General features: G+C 45.1%; 22 protein-coding genes. 14 read left to right on the forward strand and 8 right to left on the reverse strand.

Translation table 11 applies throughout. From position 1 onward, the window contains the following. Positions 1–52: 52 nt before the first annotated feature. The 3 genes from C2757_RS01815 to C2757_RS01825 all read left to right on the forward strand — a co-directional run bounded on the left by C2757_RS01815 (position 53) and on the right by C2757_RS01825 (position 1,756). A complete protein-coding gene (locus C2757_RS01815) occupies positions 53–295 on the forward strand; it encodes a hypothetical protein (RefSeq protein ID WP_215375397.1) in 243 nt (80 codons plus the stop codon). Beyond that, positions 292–741, forward strand: coding sequence for a hypothetical protein (locus C2757_RS01820; protein ID WP_215375399.1), 450 nt, complete (start codon positions 292–294; stop codon positions 739–741). The genes C2757_RS01815 and C2757_RS01820 overlap by 4 nt, the downstream gene beginning before the upstream one ends. Before the next feature lie 109 nt (positions 742–850). Further along, complete coding sequence (locus C2757_RS01825; RefSeq protein WP_215375401.1) at positions 851–1,756, forward strand: hypothetical protein; 906 nt, start codon at positions 851–853, stop codon at positions 1,754–1,756. A gap of 145 nt (positions 1,757–1,901) precedes the next feature. On the opposite strand, the gene C2757_RS01830 is transcribed toward C2757_RS01825, so the two are convergent. Together C2757_RS01830 and C2757_RS01835 are read right to left on the reverse strand one after the other, a co-directional pair. Further along, entirely contained in the window at positions 1,902–2,972 is a 1,071-nt protein-coding gene (locus C2757_RS01830; protein WP_215375403.1) for a glycosyltransferase family 4 protein, read from the reverse strand. Between the two features lie 88 nt (positions 2,973–3,060). Continuing rightward, positions 3,061–4,089, reverse strand: coding sequence for a calcium:proton antiporter (locus C2757_RS01835; protein WP_215273721.1), 1,029 nt, complete (start codon positions 4,087–4,089; stop codon positions 3,061–3,063). Between the two features lie 92 nt (positions 4,090–4,181). Between C2757_RS01835 and C2757_RS01840 the strand changes: the two genes are divergently transcribed. Continuing rightward, positions 4,182–4,574: a sirohydrochlorin chelatase gene (locus tag C2757_RS01840; protein WP_256438134.1), complete on the forward strand. Its 393-nt coding sequence runs from the start codon at positions 4,182–4,184 to the stop codon at positions 4,572–4,574. Here the strand turns inward: C2757_RS01840 and cobA are convergent. From cobA to C2757_RS01855, 3 genes are read right to left on the reverse strand one after another with little or no spacing between them, the layout of a single operon-like run. Next, a complete protein-coding gene (cobA, locus tag C2757_RS01845; RefSeq protein ID WP_251366769.1) occupies positions 4,497–5,354 on the reverse strand; it encodes a uroporphyrinogen-III C-methyltransferase in 858 nt (285 codons plus the stop codon). The two genes, C2757_RS01840 and cobA, sit on opposite strands and share 78 nt — an antisense overlap. A gap of 9 nt (positions 5,355–5,363) precedes the next feature. Beyond that, entirely contained in the window at positions 5,364–5,951 is a 588-nt protein-coding gene (locus C2757_RS01850) for a DUF934 domain-containing protein (RefSeq protein ID WP_215375408.1), read from the reverse strand. Next, entirely contained in the window at positions 5,948–7,654 is a 1,707-nt protein-coding gene (locus C2757_RS01855; RefSeq protein WP_215375410.1) for a nitrite/sulfite reductase, read from the reverse strand. The genes C2757_RS01850 and C2757_RS01855 overlap by 4 nt, the downstream gene beginning before the upstream one ends. Before the next feature lie 197 nt (positions 7,655–7,851). Here C2757_RS01855 and C2757_RS01860 point away from each other — a divergent pair, with 197 nt between their 5' ends. Both C2757_RS01860 and C2757_RS01865 read left to right on the forward strand, forming a co-directional pair. Next, a complete protein-coding gene (locus C2757_RS01860) occupies positions 7,852–8,130 on the forward strand; it encodes a type II toxin-antitoxin system RelE/ParE family toxin (RefSeq protein WP_215375412.1) in 279 nt (92 codons plus the stop codon). A 7-nt stretch (positions 8,131–8,137) separates the two neighbouring features. Next, the gene (locus C2757_RS01865; protein ID WP_215375414.1) at positions 8,138–8,443 is read left to right on the forward strand and encodes a HigA family addiction module antitoxin; all 306 of its coding nucleotides are present in this window, start codon (positions 8,138–8,140) and stop codon (positions 8,441–8,443) included. Between the two features lie 67 nt (positions 8,444–8,510). Here the strand turns inward: C2757_RS01865 and C2757_RS01870 are convergent, their stop codons facing one another. Both C2757_RS01870 and C2757_RS01875 read right to left on the reverse strand, forming a co-directional pair. Next, positions 8,511–8,882, reverse strand: a complete 372-nt coding sequence (locus C2757_RS01870) for a hypothetical protein (RefSeq protein WP_215375415.1) — start codon at positions 8,880–8,882, stop codon at positions 8,511–8,513. 29 nt (positions 8,883–8,911) lie between these two features. After that, positions 8,912–9,136 carry a hypothetical protein gene (locus C2757_RS01875; RefSeq protein WP_215375417.1) on the reverse strand — a complete coding sequence of 75 codons (225 nt, stop codon included), beginning with the start codon at positions 9,134–9,136 and terminating at the stop codon, positions 8,912–8,914. 177 nt (positions 9,137–9,313) lie between these two features. Between C2757_RS01875 and C2757_RS01880 the strand changes: the two genes are divergently transcribed. The 4 genes from C2757_RS01880 (at position 9,314) to C2757_RS01895 (ending at position 12,007) form a co-directional block, all read left to right on the forward strand. After that, positions 9,314–9,892, forward strand: coding sequence for an HdeD family acid-resistance protein (locus C2757_RS01880; protein WP_215375419.1), 579 nt, complete (start codon positions 9,314–9,316; stop codon positions 9,890–9,892). A 33-nt stretch (positions 9,893–9,925) separates the two neighbouring features. Next, a complete protein-coding gene (locus tag C2757_RS01885; protein WP_215375421.1) occupies positions 9,926–10,102 on the forward strand; it encodes a hypothetical protein in 177 nt (58 codons plus the stop codon). Next, on the forward strand, positions 10,102–11,181 hold the full coding sequence (locus C2757_RS01890) for an acyltransferase (RefSeq protein WP_215375424.1): 1,080 nt from the start codon (positions 10,102–10,104) through the stop codon (positions 11,179–11,181). The genes C2757_RS01885 and C2757_RS01890 overlap by 1 nt, the downstream gene beginning before the upstream one ends. 109 nt (positions 11,182–11,290) lie before the next feature. After that, positions 11,291–12,007, forward strand: coding sequence for an NYN domain-containing protein (locus C2757_RS01895; RefSeq protein WP_215375427.1), 717 nt, complete (start codon positions 11,291–11,293; stop codon positions 12,005–12,007). An 8-nt stretch (positions 12,008–12,015) separates the two neighbouring features. Here C2757_RS01895 and yjgA read toward each other — a convergent pair whose 3' ends face one another. Beyond that, positions 12,016–12,543, reverse strand: a complete 528-nt coding sequence (gene yjgA / locus C2757_RS01900; RefSeq protein ID WP_215375429.1) for a ribosome biogenesis factor YjgA — start codon at positions 12,541–12,543, stop codon at positions 12,016–12,018. A 151-nt stretch (positions 12,544–12,694) separates the two neighbouring features. Between yjgA and C2757_RS01905 the strand changes: the two genes are divergently transcribed. The 4 genes from C2757_RS01905 to C2757_RS01920 all read left to right on the forward strand — a co-directional run bounded on the left by C2757_RS01905 (position 12,695) and on the right by C2757_RS01920 (position 17,560). Beyond that, positions 12,695–14,320 (forward strand): GMC family oxidoreductase, encoded by a 1,626-nt coding sequence (locus tag C2757_RS01905; protein WP_215375432.1) that lies wholly within the window; start codon positions 12,695–12,697, stop codon positions 14,318–14,320. Beyond that, positions 14,313–15,221, forward strand: coding sequence for an EamA family transporter (locus C2757_RS01910; protein ID WP_215375435.1), 909 nt, complete (start codon positions 14,313–14,315; stop codon positions 15,219–15,221). Before C2757_RS01905 ends, C2757_RS01910 begins: the two co-directional genes overlap by 8 nt. A gap of 134 nt (positions 15,222–15,355) precedes the next feature. After that, positions 15,356–16,540 carry an ABC transporter substrate-binding protein gene (locus C2757_RS01915; RefSeq protein WP_215375438.1) on the forward strand — a complete coding sequence of 395 codons (1,185 nt, stop codon included), beginning with the start codon at positions 15,356–15,358 and terminating at the stop codon, positions 16,538–16,540. Between the two features lie 141 nt (positions 16,541–16,681). Continuing rightward, positions 16,682–17,560 carry a branched-chain amino acid ABC transporter permease gene (locus C2757_RS01920; protein ID WP_215375441.1) on the forward strand — a complete coding sequence of 293 codons (879 nt, stop codon included), beginning with the start codon at positions 16,682–16,684 and terminating at the stop codon, positions 17,558–17,560. The last annotated feature ends 1 nt before the right edge of the window (position 17,561 follow it).

Genomic DNA, 17,561 nt, shown 5'->3' on the forward strand with positions numbered 1-17,561 from the left:
TCAAATTAATTATTAAATTAGTCATTATGACTAATATTAGACTATTATTTAAATGATTACAAGTGCACAAATTCGCGCTGCTAGAGGAATGTTGGACTGGTCTAGGAAAGACTTGGCCCAATATTCGGGACTTAGTTTTGCCTCGATGATGCGTTTGGAGTCATTTGATGGTGTTCCATCCAGTAATTTCAAGACTTTAGAGGCCATAAAGTTCGCATTTGAAAAAGCCGGCATCGAATTCATTGGGACCCCTGATGATCGCCCTGGGGTGCGACTTAAAAATCCCGTGTCATGAAATCCCCCACTTCAGAAACTTACACGCAGTTAAACAAAGTAGTTACTGACGCTCGATTTCCTCAAAATACCACCAAGATTGAGGCAATTTTGTCAGCAGCATTTCAGCAAATTGAAGACAATTTAAAGAATCCATACTTTTTGCATAAGGGGTCACGACCCACACGCGATGGCTTTGGTGCCGATCTTCCCAAAGGTCAGCGTGACGAAACGATGCTACGTAATCTTTTGATTGCTGAGTTATTTCGCTCTTGGCAATTAGCTTTTAATGAGATCCCAGAAATTAATAACAAAGGTTATCCCGCAACCAAGTTTGTAGTGTTTGCGGAGCAGATTTTTTACTTGCTGGGGATCGGAAAAATTGAAGATCATCTCGAAGAGTTCCAGTCTTTTCGCGCCAAAAGCCTTGCCCAAATTGATGTAAATGAGTGTCAAGTAAAAAAGTAGTGGGTTATTTCACAATAATTCAAAAACATGCTTCATGCCGGGGGGTATGGCGCTCTATATAGGTTCGATTATCTAATCTCCCATTAACTTCCTAAATAGGAGATTAGATATGAGTGATCATATAAAAGGTCAATCCACAGGACCTAAAACAGTGGATGGTAAAGCAGTATCTTCTCAAAATGCGCGCAAGGATTCGATTTTTGTGCAAGGCTATTTACCCTGGGAAAACATCGATGAAAAGCAGCAGCAGTTTTTGGCAATGACAAAGCAATGGAATGCCAAAGATCCCAGTCGTCAGATGCTCTTGCGCAGCATTGAGCAATGTCAGCTTGGGATCGAGCGCATGATGTACATTGAGCGCAAGAAAATCCAAGGCCTCATGCAATCGACCACAATCGCTTACCAATTTTGTGAGCGAGCCGGCCTTTCTGAAAAAATTGCCCATGTATTGCCGGATTGGTTTTTTCTAGAAGACGGCGAGTCGGAAAAACAGCGTGCAGTAAAAGTGGCTCACATTTATGATGAGACGGCTGAATTCAAGGCGCGCTATTCAGATCAACTGGCGGCTAGGGTAAAAGATGTCTACCCAGCATTATTTACATATGTCATGCATAGCCAAAAGGAGGGCGCCTCATTTTTAATGACTTTGGGCCAGCGCTATAAAGAGTCAGCGGTTACTCTGAACCTGGGCGCCCTGATGAACGAACTCAAAGAGCGTTGGGAGTTTCATTTTATTTGGGCCCAGGAGCCAGCACGCTATCAGACGATTATTGATGGGCTACGGGCCGAGCAAATGGAGCAAGCGATTGATCTGGATAAGTCGCAGCGCTATGCGACCAACCTGCAAAATCGCATGCTCAAAGGATTCTCAGCACTAGCGGCGCTCGATCAACATGAGCTGCTGATGAAAAATCAGCAACAGATAGCAGCTCAGTTAGAAAATGCTTCTAATCCTGTATTGGAAATGGCGCCAAAAGAATCTGCGACTAAAAAGCCGGATTCTGGGCAGAAGTAGATGGTAGTCAGTAGAACCTAGTAAAACAGGATGGGTGTTTGGCGAAGTTAAGCTAAACACCCATTTTGCAAAACGAACTATCTCAATTTTTGATGCGCAGAGGAGGGGAAGTGCCCGCTAATGCCATATATCACCCTGATCTGGCTTAAACCCTCATCCACCCCGGAGTCTTAAAGCGCACAACCCTTCTATAAACCCAGATGTACGATCCAACAAATAGCGCACATGCACCCATCAGAATAGGGGTAGATTGTGACCATAGAACTGCTGGTGTTACAGATAGTCCCGCCAATATCCAAAGATAGGGCGCTGTTCTTGCATTCGCTGAGAGCGCGCTATCAAAATGGGTTGCTCTCAATATCCGTCTATAAATTAAGGTATGAAAGTGAATACCATCCGGCGCACCTGCATTCTTGCCCTGATGAATCTTTCTTCTGTAGATTGAAAAAAGTGTTTCCATAATTGGGTAGCCATTGATCAGTAGAGCAAACCAAGGGGATATTTCGGGATGTTTGTAGCAAAGCCAAACGCTCAGACACGCAATCCAAAAGCCAATTAAGTAAGCACCACCATCACCCAGGAAGATCAGCCCTTGCGGATAGTTCCAAATAAAGAATCCTAAGATGGCCCCGGCCATTACAAGGCTTAAAAAAATAATAGTTGTATCACCCAGGGTATAGGCAACATATCCTATCGCCAGGAGCGTAATGATGCCAACCATACTTGATAGCCCGTTAAAGCCATCAATGATGTTGTATGCATTTGCAAGCCCTGTGATGGCAAAAATCGTCAGTAGCGTTCCAAAAAATGGAATGGTAAATAGCAAATCAACAAAAGGAATACCTAAAGAGGTGATTTGTGGGCCCAATACATAAATGAAGCAGGCGGCAGATACGGCAGTAAAAAATAGGCGCTGTCTTACACTGATTTTCTTAGTTAAATCTTCTGTGAGGCCAATCGCAAAAGTGGGGATTGCACAGGCTAGTAGTGTGAGTTCTGCGTTACCCAAGCCGAGATCAAATGTTTTGATCAAAATTGCTGCTAAGAGACCAAGGACAATGCTGATGCCCCCTATTCTGGGAACTGCCGCTTTATGAAACTTTTGAGGACCAGTAAGATCTGAGTCTGCTGAAAACCGCTCATGCAAATGTTTAAAACGAATAATCAATAGCGTTATAACAAAGGAGGTCAGAAAGGCGGCTAATAATCCAGACATCCTGTCATTATAGTTTTAATTATTATTTATTGAATGAATTTCTCGGTTTTTGCGTATTAGGCTCTGATTTTTACTACCTTGGTGGCAATCAGGGTACCAAGCTCAAGAATAAATACTCAAAGAAAATGATCAGGTGAACCACGCCCTGCAGTAGGGTCGTTCTGCCAATGGCCAGCGTTAAGGCGCCAATAAAGAATGTCAGATACATCAAGGTCATATTCAGATCACTAATACCCAAACTCAGCGGTATGTTGTAGTAGATGGCAATAGCTGCAATCGCCGGAATGGAGAGCCCAATGCTGGCTAATGCTGACCCTAGCGCTAAGTTCAAGCTGCTTTGCAGTCGATTTGCTTTTGCTGCCCTCACAGCTGCAAAGCCTTCTGGAAGTAGCACTAACATTGCTATCGCGATACCGACAATCGTCTTGGGTGCACCTGCGGCATTCACTCCAGCCTCAATTGCGGGGCTGAGTAATTCTGCTAAACCTACGACAATGATGAGTGAGGCAATGAGCAATATAACGCTCACTGCAGTCTTCGTATTACTAGGCTTAGGCGCATGGAAATTGATATCGTTTTTCTTATCTTCTACTTGAGGTAAGTAATAGTCCCGATGACTAACAGTTTGGAAGAATAAAAATGCAGCATACAGTGCAAATGAAGCTATGCCTGCAAAAGCCAATTGACTCTTGGTAAAGTCTGGGCCCGGCGTGCTGGTAGTCACAATTGGCATCACTAGAATGAAAGTTGCCAGAGCGGTAAGTACTGCTAGCGCAGAGTTAGTTCCTTCATTGCGAAAAGACATCTCGTGATGATGCAGGCCCCCAATAAAAATACATAAGCCAATGACACCATTGATCACAATCATCACCGTTGCAAAAACTGCATCACGTGCAATGAATTGAGAGCCATCGTGACCTGAGAGCATCATCGAGATGATGAGGGACACTTCAATAATGGTGACGCTAATCGCCAGCACTAAAGCGCCATAGGGCTCACCGGTTTTATGGGCAACCACTTCCGCATGGTGCACCGCGGAGAGCACACCAGCAATCAGGGCTACCGCCATGATGGCAATGAACCAAGTTTGACTGGCTAGAGAGTGAAGTAGTTCCATAAAAATACCTTATCTAATCGATGCAAATACGTTTATAAGTATTTAGGGTTAAGCTTACATCCTGAAGATTACTGCAGTTCATTGTTGCGGCTATTAAAAATTATTCAGTAAAGAAAACCCATATGAAAGCTATTATCCTATTTGGTCATGGAGCCCGCGATAGTCGGTGGCGTGAGCCATTTGATCGCTTGGCAAGCCTTTGGCAGCAACAGCAGTCTGGCACCCCAGTGCAGCTGGCTTTCTTAGAGATGATGCAGCCTAGCTTGGCAGAGGCAGTGGCCAACTTAAGCGCTCAGAGTGCCACGCAGATTACAGTGGTGCCAGTATTTTTTGGGCAGGGCGGCCATTTAAGAAATGATTTCCCCGTTCTACTCGATGCCTGCAAGGCGCAGTTTCCGAATATCGTTTTAAGCGCGACGCCTGCGGTTGGAGAGGACTCCAGTGTATTGCAAGCCATCGTTGATTTTGGAGTTAGAGCCCTCTAAGTTTTCTGCAGACTCGATATTAGTGGATCTGAGTGATTCACCGACCAAAATCAGCGCTGGAGAGTGGACATTAAACCAATGCTCCGCTTTTCCTTGAGCAAGCTCACCTAAAGTGCTAACCCATTGCCGTTCACGAGGGGTACTTACCGCTTCTAATATTTGAACTGGGGTATCTTTCGTGTGATTGCGTTTTTGCGAGATCAGTTGTTGGGCAATCTTAGCAGCATCTTTGCGACCCATGTAATACACCAGGGTATCAGCACTAGGATTGCTGATGGGTTGTTGCACTTTTTGACCTTGCTCTTCTTGGGCGCCCTCAGTTGCTTGAGCGAGGGTCACAAAAGCCACGCTTCGCGAGACGCCTCGCAGGGTGAGCGATTGCCCAATGCTGGCAGCGCCTGCCAATGCTGCAGTAATACCCGGAACGATCTCTACAGCAATCCCCGCTTGATGAAGGGCTTGAAGCTCTTCATCAGCCCTACCAAAGAGCATCGGATCTCCACCCTTAAGGCGAACAATCGTTTGATATTGTGAGGCAGCATCGACTAAACGCTTATTGATAAATTGCTGAGCGGAAGAAAGTTGGCCACAACGTTTACCCACTGGTACTTTTATGGCATTGGGGCAGAGAGCTAACATCTCTTCATCTACCAAGGCATCATGAAAGACGATATCCGCCTTGGCCAGGAGCTTGGCGCCTCTGACAGTAATCAAGTCTGCTGCTCCAGGGCCAGCGCCAACTAGATAAACTGTACCCAGAGTTGAAGAATGTTTATTCATGGACAGTGCTTAGCTTGTTGCAAGTAAGGATCTCTTACCGCGCCAACTGTTTTGCGTAGTCACAGAGAATAAGTCAAATTGTTTTAAAGCCACATCCACATTTTGGTCTGGACGTAGTGCAAAACTGTCAAAACCAACACGTGCACCTTGCAATAATTGATCAATCAATACATCCCCAATCGCACGAATTTCACCTTGCCACTGGAAGCGATCACGCAATAAAGCTGCGGTACTGAAGCTTCTGCCATCTCTAAAGATGGGAAAGTGCGCTGCCACGAGAGGCCATACCTTTTTGCCTTCTTCAACCAGCTCAGCATGTTTCAAGATATCGTCATCAGCGGCAAACCACACGCCAATATGACCTGTCTTTGCTTTGCTCTGAATATCAGATTCTTTATGGTGCTGTACCCACCAAGCAAAAGGCACTAAAACATTCTGTTTGCCATGTTCTAGATCGGGTAAGCCACCTTCATCCTGGCTTCCGTTCCAGATGAGCCACTCATTAGGTATAAGACTGGGTTTTCCACCTTTTGGGAAATACAAAATTTGCTCATGTGCAGCAATTACAGTGCTATTACTTACATTAGCTTGGCTCATGCAGAATCCCCCGCAACTTCTACCTTCTCTTTCTTCTTGGCATTCTTATAGGAAGCTTCTTTGAATGGGGTCACGCCTAGACGGCGATAAGTGTCAATAAATGATTCATCATCACTGCGTTGCTCTACGTAGGTATTGATGATATTGGTGATGACGTCCGGAATCTCATCGGCGTAGAAGGAGGGTCCAATGACCTTGCCAATAGCGGCATCATTACCTTGCTCGCCACCGAGAGTGATTTGATACCACTCTTCACCGTCTTTATCGACACCAAGCACCCCGATATTGCCAACGTGATGGTGGCCACAAGAGTTAATGCAGCCTGAAATATTGAGGCTGATATCGCCCAAATCAAACAAATAGTCTAAATCGTCAAAACGTTCCTGAATAGCCTTGGCAATCGGTAGTGATTTAGCATTGGCCAAAGAGCAGAAATCGCCGCCAGGGCAAGCAATGATGTCAGTAAGTAAGCCTACATTCGGTAGCGCTACTTTTTGTTTCTTGGCTTCTTGCCAGAGCGCATAGAGTTTTTCTTGCTCTACATCAGCAAGTACTAAGTTTTGTTCATGAGTGGCGCGCAATTCACCAAAACTATATTGGTCTGCCAAATCAGCAATTGCTAGCATCTGTGCAGTAGTAGCATCACCAGGTGCAACTGTGCCATGGGGTTTGAGTGACAAAATCACACTGGCATAACCAGGCACTTGATGAGGTTTGACATTGCGCTCTAACCACTTACTAAATGCAGTTTTATCTGCCTCGCTTGCGGTATGGATGACTTGCTCATTGGTAAGCGCATTTAAGTTCTTATAAGCTGGCTTAGTAAAGTGCTTGGCAACGCGATCCCATTCTGCTTGAGTGAAGTTGTCATCGCTATCTTTATTAAATAGCCACTCACCTTCAACTTGGCGGGCAAATTCTTCGGGGCTTAAAGCCTTTACTAGAATCTTGATACGAGCCTTATACAGATTGTCTCTACGACCAAAGCGGTTATATACGCGGAGCAGGGCAGTCAGGTAGCTAGGCAATAGTTGCCATGGCAAGCCTGTCTTGATGAGTGAGCCCAAGATCGGCGTACGACCCATACCACCACCAGCATAGATATCAGCGATGAGCTTACCTTGCACATCTTTTTTGAGTTCAATACCAACATCATGACAAAGCAAAATCGTGCGATCTTCTTTGGCGCCATTGATTGCAAATTTAAACTTGCGCGGCAGATGGGCAAACTCAGGATGCAGTGTTGACCATTGACGGAGTAATTCACAGATGGGGCGCGGATCAACATATTCATCACCAGCGACACCAGCAAAGGCATCACTCGTAATATTGCGAATGCAGTTGCCTGAAGTTTGAATGGCGTGCATTTCTACTTTGGCTAGCTCAGCCAAAATATCAGGTGTGTCTTCTAAAGCCACCCAGTTGTATTGAATGTTTTGACGGGTGGTGAAGTGGCCATAGCCACGGTCATACTTTTCAGAAATCAGCGCCATAGTGCGAAGCTGCTTGGAATTAAATAAGCCATAAGGAATAGCCACCCGCAGCATGTAAGCATGGCGTTGGTGATACAGACCATTCTGTAGTCGCAACGGGCGGAACTCTTCTTCGGCTAGTGTGCCATTGAGGCGCCTAGCTACCTGATCGCGAAATTGGGCAACCCGTTGATTTACAAGGGTTTGGTCAATATGGTCATATTTGTACATAGCCCTATATTGTCTAGGAATATGGTTATTACTTCAAATACTGAAAAGTCCGTTCTATATAACAGATTGGGTATAAAGCTCACCTAAAATTTGAACAAACAGGTTCTGTTCCAGTGGGGCTGGCTGGTAATGCGGAATCAGCAAAAAGTGATAAATATTCCACTTTACAGATTCTGTTATACAGAATATCATATTGCATGATCCGTTCTTTCTCTTGTGCGCTGACAGAAGACTTATTTAATAACAGACCATCACGCAAGTTTGGAAACATTGAAAGGGTGGCTCGACGCAAGTTATTGCAATTACATGCAGTCATTGATTTATTGGATTTGAGAATTCCTCCTGGAAATATGCTGGAGTCACTCAGCGGAAAACGCAAAGGGCAGCACAGTATTCGCATCAATAGTCAATGGCGTATTTGCTTCATCTGGAAAGAAGATGGGGCTTATCAGGTAGAAATTGTGGATTACCACTGAGGATAGGATGAAAACAAAATTACTCGATGAAATTCACCCTGGTGAAATTTTGCTAGAAGACTTTATGAAACCCATGGGTATCACTGCTCGCCAGCTAGCGGCAGATATTGATGTATCCCCAAGTCGTATTAGCGAAATTGTTCACGGTACCCGCCCCATTACTGCTGATACAGCCCTTCGTCTCGGACTGTTTTTCTCGATGGAGCCGCGCTTTTGGTTGAACTTACAGTCTGAGTACGATATACGAATGGCCAAGAGAAATCTGCAAAACGTAATTGAGCCGCGTATCCGCGTCTTCCAAATGGCCGCGTAGTTGCTAAATGAAAAAGCCCCGATTGAATGGGGATCCGTATTCTCTGTATTAAGCGTGCTTAGCTCGCTTAAAACCGAAACTCCCGATAGTGCCGATAGAGATTGGCAATGGAGGCAAATCCCAAAGTAACCATGAGGATGGCAAAAACGTAGTCAGTCGTTAAATAGGTAAAGATGCCAGCTTGAATAAGAACTACTGCTCCAATAAAAGCGGCAATCGCGCCAATTACAACCAGTTTGAAGTTGGGAATAAAAGCACCTAAGGTAATGGCAATAAAGACGAGATAGAGGTCGGAGACTAGTTGATCGGCTGTCACAAACACCGTATTGGTAAATTCAGGGTTGGTAAATTTACCCAAGACAGCAATGATGAGGATAACCCCCAAAACAACGAAGTTTAGTGTTGCCTTGCTCAGAATGGTTTTGAGTTGTTCATTCATCTTATTTCTTTGCTGGTCTATTTATCTGCTTAGCCAGCACTGCCGCTAAATACTAGGCTGATGCCGATCCACAGCAGAACAAAAGCCACCAAGATTGTTAAGCCTATTTTTTTCAAGAAATATTCCAGGCTGTCCATATAGGCTTCGTCGTTGCGACCAAAGTACTGATCAAAGCGTTTCCACACCAGGCGACCCACTACGAGTGGCAGGAGCATGGCAACAATGCCAAGAATGACGGTAAGAGTGTTATCCATTGGGGGTATTGGTTATTTTGTAAAAGGATACAGAATACCCGTATTTATAGGTGCTCAAGCTTTCGGGTTCAGCTGACCCTTACTTCTACTAGCTCAGTACCGATTTGGGCGATTTTGTCAGATTTTATTGATACAGTAGAGACTTCTTGATGTATTAACCACTGAGAGGGCATAAATATGGCTGAACTGAACACAGCACAGATTAACGAAATTCGCACTAAGGTTTTAGGTGCGGCAGCAAATGTGCCAGGCGCACTAATTGGCATCGGTATTTTATTGATCGTGCTCGGCATGATTGGTGTTGCAGGCCAAGTATTGTTCTCCTTTATCTCGGTTAACGTCTTAGGCATCTTTTTGTTTGCCGGTGGTGTACTCCAGGGCATTCATGCATTTCAATCCAGCGGTTGGAAGAGTGTTGGCATCCAGATCATCTTTAGTATTTTGTACATTGCTGGCGCACTTTATGTTTGGGCGTTCCCAATTCCAGCACTTGAAGCTATTACCCTTTGGCTCGCAGCGATCTTTTTTGTGACTGGCGTGCTACGTTTAATTTCAGCTTTTCAGCATCGTCAGTTTAATGAGTGGATTTGGTTGGCGCTTTCAGCGGCGATCTCCATTTTGATGAGTGTATTGATCATGAATAACTTCCCAGCAGCAAGTTTATGGTTGCCTGGTTTGTTGATCGCGATTGAGTTGCTCTTGCAAGGTTGGTCATTGTTATTCTTAGGCATTGCAGCGCGCTCGATTGTTAAGTAATTTGTACGGTAATCTGGGCAGAAGGGCTTTCCAATGACCATGAAAAAGACCGATCTGTATAAAAACTTGGCTCTGGTGACTGCGCAGCGTATAAAAAACGCTGCCAAGACACCGAAGCTCACTGCAGCAGATAAAGCAAAAACCAAAAAAGAGCTGGCAAGTGCTAATCCCTTGCTAGCTTCTTTAATGGGCAAAACTAAAGCGAAGTAGTGCAGTCAAAAAACCATTTTCTGCTGGTCGATTTCTTAAAGACTTTTGCCGCTTTCACCATCATCTTGCATCACCTCTCGAGCTATGGCCAGATCGCAGAAGATGCGCGGTTAGTTCTGCCAGGGGCGATGAGTTTCTTATTTGAATATGGTCGCTATGCGGTACAAATCTTTTTAGTGATGGGCGGTTACCTTGCGGCGCAGTCTTTAAGCAAGACTAGTAATCTCAAAACTCCTCAGGATGTTCTGAAGACGATTATTAATCGCTACTTGCGCCTGTTCGCCCCATATATTGTGGCGCTGCTATTGACCATCGCCTGTGCATGGGTAGCGCGTTTTTGGGTGCAAGATGAATTCGTTGGCCAATCTGAAACGTTTGGTCAATTGCTAGCCCATTTATTTTTCTTGCAAGGCATCTTAGGCTTGGACGCCATCTCTGCTGGTGTTTGGTATGTAGCGATTGATTGGCAGCTCTATGCCATCTTGGCTTTAATGCTGGGCATGTTTCCAGGCTTTCGATCTGTGATTTGGATCTTGATGGTCTTGTGCGTCACTTCCTTGCTCTACTTCAATCGCTTAGGGGAGTACGAAAACTATTTCATTTACTTTATCGGGGCCTATGGCTTAGGAGTACTTGCCCAGCTTTGTAAAAATTACCCAGATCCATTGGTGAACCGTTTTGCCAGAATCGTGTTTGTCTTTATCGGCGTGGCGATTGTGATTGCGAGTTTTCAGCAATTTTGGCTAAGAAATATCCTAGCGTATCTCGTGGCAATCGCACTCATCTTTTTTGGCGACTGGGCATACAAGGATCAAGCCCGAGATCACAAGCCAATTGAGCCACATAAACTCTTTAATGCGATTTTGTGGAGCAGTCGCAGATCGTATTGCGCATTCTTATTGCATTTCTCATTTATTCTGTTAGCCAACAGTCTCTACATAGGCTGGGGCATGAGCCGCTTGCATGATGGTGCTTTAGCGCTCGCACTAATGATGATGGCATTGGTAGGTAGTTGGATGGCTGCCAATTATCTCTACCGCTGGGTAGAAGTGCCTTCACGTAAATTAAAAATTGACTGATTAAATTACGTAGATTTAATACCACTCTTAGAATAAGTTAATTGATCTATTAAATTATGAGTGTAAAATTACAGATACGACTCACCCTATAACCGTTTGATTTATTCAAATGCTTTTGGGGCGGCAAGCCACCTTCGGGTGGCTTTGTCTTTTTAAGGATGGCAAAAATATTAAAACTATTGTTTATATTGATGGTTATAACCTTTACTATGGGTTGTTACGAGGCTCAAATCTAAAATGGCTCAATATCGTAAATTTATTTGCAAGCTATGTTTTAGATAAAACCGCTCTTCTGGTTGAGGTGCGGTATTACACTGCGCCTGTTTTGGGCAGGATGTCAGATGACCCTAGGTCTACTCAGCGACAGCGTCAATACCTGCAGGCCTTAAAAATAATGCATCCTAAGACCTTGATTGTCATTGAAGGGAAAATATTGGCTAGCAAACCACATCAAAGATTGGTAAAGCCGATTCCTCAGGCGCCTGAATTACAAATTGTTCAGGTTTATGACTTTAATGAAAAAAAGACGGATGTTAACTTGGCCTCCGATCTCATAACAGGGGCATGGACAAGCGCCTATGATCAAGCAGTAATTTGTTCCAATGATTCTGATTTAGAGGGAGCATTGGCGGCAGTTAAGCGGCATCACCCCAAATTGCGAATAGGAATTGTGGCACCAATTCGAAGCGGGGATCATCGTCATATCTCTGGCGATTTAGCAAGAAATGCTGATTGGAAAAAAATTCTCAGCGTGCATCATATTGCCGCCTCACAACTACCATTAAGCATTCCAAATTCAAAGCTTACAAAACCAGAGTCTTGGTAGAGTTAACCTTAAAGCCCCATATCTTTTAACACCCGAAAGATTTCGCGATACGCTTTAGGCGGTTTGTTTTGCTCTTTTTCTCTGCGCGCATTCCGAATTAGGGTCCGCATATTCTGAATATCCATATCAGGATATTGCTCAATCATCTTAGTAAAAGCTTCGTCGTTAGAAATTAGGCGATCACGATAGCTTTCTAAAAAATGGAGCTTGGCAGTTTCTGCTTTGCTGACCCCTTGAATCGCATCTAACCTTTTTTGAATGGCATCGAGTTCTTCTTCATCCAAGAAGCGCATGAGTTTGCCAAGGTATTGCTTATGACGACGAATCGCTTCAAAACTTTTGATCTTATTGGTTTCAGCAATCGCTACTTTGATCGCTTCATCCAGAGGAATGGTTTTTAGGGCATCGCTACTTAAAGCCGCTAGGACTTCCGCCAATTTCTGGCGCTCAGTCATTTGGCGCTTGAGCTCAGACTTGCTAGGGCCCTCATCGACCTCATCTAGCTTGGGCGTGCGATTCTTCTCATTAATATGCATCTGCTCATTTTAGACGGGTATTGAGCTATGCTGGCTAGAGGCTCGATTTTTGGGTTTGGTAAATAATACGCATTAGAGAAGCCCTAAATAAATACAAAATAGGTATTCAATAGGGCATCCAGCGAATATCGTTTTATCTGACGTAAACCATATGACACAAGCAAATACCTACGACTACATCATCATTGGGGCAGGCAGTGCCGGCTGTATGCTGGCCAAGCGACTGACTGAGAATCCCAACAAAAAGGTGCTGCTTATTGAGGCAGGTAAAAACGATCACTACATCTGGATTCATATTCCAGTAGGGTATTTGTATTGCATTGATAACCCCAGAGCCGATTGGCGTTTTAAAACGGTTGCGGAAGAAGGGCTGAATGGCCGCTCACTGCTTTACCCCCGTGGCAGAGTGCTAGGCGGCTGTTCTTCAATCAACGGCATGATTTATATGCGCGGCCAGGTGGGCGATTATCACTCTTGGGTTCAAGCTACTGGAGATGAGTCTTGGTCTTGGCAAAATGCATTGAGACGCTATAAAAAGTTTGAGGATTATCACAGCGGTGCTAATGAGTGGCATGGCAAAGGTGGTGAGTGGACGGTCTCGAAGCAACGCCTGCGCTGGCCCATCATGGATAGATTTAGAGAAGCTGCGGTGCAAGCTGGCATTCCCTCATCAGATGACTTTAATCGTGGCGACAACTTTGGTGTTGGTTACTTTGATGTGAGTCAGCGCGCGGGCTGGAGACTGAATACCTCCAAAGCATTTTTAAAGGATGCGGTGAAGCGTAGCAATCTCACGGTGATTACTGAGGCAGTCGTCACCAAACTCAAGATGGATCCTCAAACGAAAAATTGTTTGGGCGTGGAGTACCTCAAAGACGGCGCTGCTGCGCAAGCTCTTTGCGCCAATGATGATGCCAGTGAAGTCTTGTTGTGTGCTGGAGCAATTGGCAGCGTGCAAATCCTAGAACGCTCGGGTATTGGCTCCGCTAGCCGTCTATCTGCATTAGGCATTCCAGTGGTTGCCGATTTACCGGGCGTTGGTGAGAATCTACAAGACCACCTTCAGTTGCGCATGGTTTATAAAGTCAATGGCATCAAGACACTCAATACCAAGGCTAACTCTTGGTTTGGCAAGATGATGATTGGCTTGGAATACTTATTGAAGCGGTCGGGTCCCATGTCAATGGCGCCTTCCCAATTAGGCGCATTTGCTTACAGTTCGCCCGAACAACCGAGTGCCAATGTGGAATATCACGTACAACCTCTTTCGCTTGAAAAGTTTGGCGAAGACTTGCATGCGTTTAACGCCTTTACTGCCAGCGTATGTAATTTACGACCCACTTCAAGAGGTAGTGTGCATATTAATTCTGTAGATCCAGAAGCGCCACCAGTAATTCACCCCAATTATTTATCCACAGAAGAAGATCGCAAAGTTGCGGCAGAGTCTTTGCGCTTAACTCGCAAGATTGTGGAAAGTCCTGCATTAGCACCCTATTCTCCTGAGGAATACAAACCGGGTGTGCAATATCAAACTGATGCAGACTTGGTAAAAGCAGCGGGTGATATTGGTACTACGATTTTTCATCCAGTAGGCACTTGTAAAATGGGGCGTGATGATGATCCTATGGCTGTGCTCGATTCTCAATTGCGAGTGAGAGGCATTGGCCATTTGCGTGTGGTGGATGCTTCTGCAATGCCGACCATTACTTCAGGTAACACCGCCGCTCCAACCATGATGATTGCGCAGCGCGTTGCGGAGTTGCTCACTGGTGAATAGCTCACACAAAAGTCATCAGCTACCTCTCAGCCATCTTTTATTAGCACTAGCTATTGTGGCGGTGTGGGGTACAAACTTTGTGGTCATTAAAGTCTCCTTAAGAGAATTTCCACCATTTCTGTTTGCGGCGCTGCGTTATATCTTTGCTTTATTACCGCTCGTATTTTTTGTCCCGCGACCTAAAGCCTCTTGGAAAAATCTCTGTCTGTATGGTTGCGCCATTGGGGTGGGGCAGTTCGGTGTGATGTATTTCGCGATTGACGGCAAGATTTCACCGGGCTTGGCCTCTTTAGTCATTCAGACCCAAGTATTTTTTACTATTGGCTTTGCGATGTTTTTTGCCAAAGAGGGTTTGAGGCTCTATCAAGCGGTAGCCGTAGCCATTGCCATGACGGGTTTGGGGATTATTGCGCTGCACACGGATGCTAATACAACTTTCGTCGGTTTGGCCTTGGTGCTGTTTTCAGGATTTTCCTGGGGCGTAGCCAATACCGTGAGCCGCCGCGCAGGTGCGATCAATATGTTCTCTTATGTGGTTTGGGCCAGCGCCTTTTCGATACCGCCACTTCTCTTGATTTCCTGGTTCTTCGAGGGTGGCACAGAGGGCATGGCTAGCGCAATGACTTCTGCCACCGCCTGGGGTTGGGCAGGAGTCCTGTGGCAGTCTTGGGCCAATACGCTCTTTGGATATGCCGCTTGGGGTTGGTTGCTTTCAAAACACCCGGCTGCGGTAGTCGCACCAGCACCCCTATTGGTGCCCATCTTTGGAATGGGGGCTTCCGCCTTTTTCTTGAGTGAGCCACTGCCCCTATGGAAGATGATGGCTGCAGGGTTAGTGATCACTGGCTTGATTATTAACTTGTTTTGGCCCAGCCTGAAAAAGGGCCTTGCCAAAGCATAAGCCCTGGGTAATGTAAAACCCTAATAGATACCCCTTTTTTTGCCCTAGCAATCACAGTAAGATAGTTCTTCGTTATTTGTAGTGCCTATAAAAAAGTATTTATTTAATTAGTAATTTTTAGTCATGGAGACTTTATGAATATTCGTCATCACATCTTTGCGGTAGCTGCTGCTGCAATGCTCACAACCGGCGCTTACGCTGCCGATATCAAATTAGGTGTAGCAGGTCCGTTTACAGGCGGTTCATCCTCAATGGGTGTCAGTATGCGTGACGGCGTGCGTCTTGCAACAAAAGAAATCAATGCTGCTGGCGGTATCGATGGCAACAAGATTGTTTTGATTGAGCGTGACGATGAAGCAAAAAATGAGCGTGGTGTGCAAATTGCGCAAGAGCTGATTAATAACGAAAAAGTGGTTGCCACTTTGGGCTACATCAATACTGGTGTTGCATTGGCTTCCCAACGTTTCTATCAAGATGCCAAGATTCCGGTGATGAATAACGTTGCTACTGGTTCTATCTTGACCAAGCAATTCCCCAATGCCCCAGAAAACTATGTTTTCCGTAATGCTGCAGCTGACAACATTCAAGCACCAATGATTGCTAAAGAAGCAGTTGAGAAGCGCGGCTTGAAGAAAGTCGCAATTTTGGCTGACTCTACTAACTACGGCCAATTGGGTCGTGAAGATTTGGAGAAGGCATTAAAAGGTTATGGCGTGACTCCAGTTGCTGTTGAGAAATTCAATATTGGCGACGTGGATATGACCTCACAATTGCTAAAAGCAAAAAATGCTGGTGCTGAAGTAATTTTGACTTACGCAATCGGACCTGAGTTGGCGCAAATTGCAAACGGTATGGCGAAGTTAGGTTGGAAAAAACCAATGATCGGTAGCTGGACATTGTCTATGGCTAGCTTTATTGATACAGCAGGCAAGAATGGTGATGGCGCAACAATGCCACAAACCTATATTCAGTCACCATCCACCACTGCTAAGCGTAAGGCATTCCAAGAGGCTTACTTAAAAGAGTTCAAGCCAAAAAATAACAACATCCTTTCTCCAGTTTCTGCTGCTCAAGGTTACGACTCTGTATACCTTTTGGCTGCAGCGATCAAGCAAGCTAAGAGCACTGAAGGACCAAAGATTTTGGCAGCCTTGCAAGATCTCAAAACCCCAGTTGATGGTGTTGTGATCACTTACAACAAGCCATTCTCTGCAACTGACCACGAAGCCATCAAGGCAAAAGACGTTGTTATGGGCGTGGTTGAGAACGGTCGCGTTGAGTTCTTGAATGCTGAGGACGCAACTCCTAAGAAGAAGTAAGTAACTTGCTGAGCGGGCAAAATTGCATCAATATTTTGCACTGCAACATTTGTTAAAACAAAGCGCCGCCCACAAAGCGGCGTTTTGCTTACAATGTCGGATTCGTTAATAAAACAGTATTAAGTATATTTAGGCCAAAAAATGGACATGCTTGCACAAATCCTCTCGAGCGGTATCGCAGTGGGGATGATCTATGCGGTTATCGCTTTCGGTTTCCAGCTTACTTTTGCCACTTCAGGCACATTGAACTTCGGTCAGGGTGAAGCCTTGATGTTGGGTGCCCTGGTTGGTTTGACCTGCGTTGATACCTTTGGCATCAACTATTGGGCAATGATTCCGATTGTGTGTATTTTCGGAATGATTCAAGGTAGCTTTGTTGAGCTTATTGGTGTGCGTCCTGCCATCAAAATCAAATCCGAATTTGGTTGGATTATGTCTACCATTGCACTCGGTATTATTTTTAAGAACGTTGCTGAAAATATTTGGGGTCGTGATGCATTGCCATTCCCATCCCCGCTTCCAATGGAGCCAATGAATTTCTTGGGAGCCAATATTCTCCCAATGGAAATTTTGGTGGTTGTTGGTGCACTGGTCATGATGTTATTGGTAGAGTTCTTTAACCGTAAAACGATTTACGGAAAAGCAGTTGTGGCAACTGCAAACGACCGTGATGCTGCAGGCCTAATGGGTATTAACACCAGCATGGTCATTACCTTCTCTTATGCATTGTCCTCATTGACTGCAGCCTTCGCAGGTGTATTGATTGCACCATTGACTTTGACTGGCGCGACCATGGGTGGCGCTCTTGGTTTGAAGGCCTTCGCGGTGGCGATTATTGGCGGCTTATCTAGCGGTCTCGGAATCATTGTGGGTGGATTGATTCTCGGTATTGTGGAAACCGCTACTGGTTTTTACATCTCTACTGGTTACAAAGATGTTCCAGGTTTGATCTTGTTATTGCTGGTGTTGGCATACAAACCATCTGGTCTCTTCGGCAAATCTGCGATTAAGAAAGTTTAAT

Origin of the sequence: Polynucleobacter sp. MWH-Svant-W18, assembly GCF_018687495.1 — a bacterium.
In the GTDB taxonomy this organism is placed as follows: Bacteria; Pseudomonadota; Gammaproteobacteria; order Burkholderiales; family Burkholderiaceae; genus Polynucleobacter.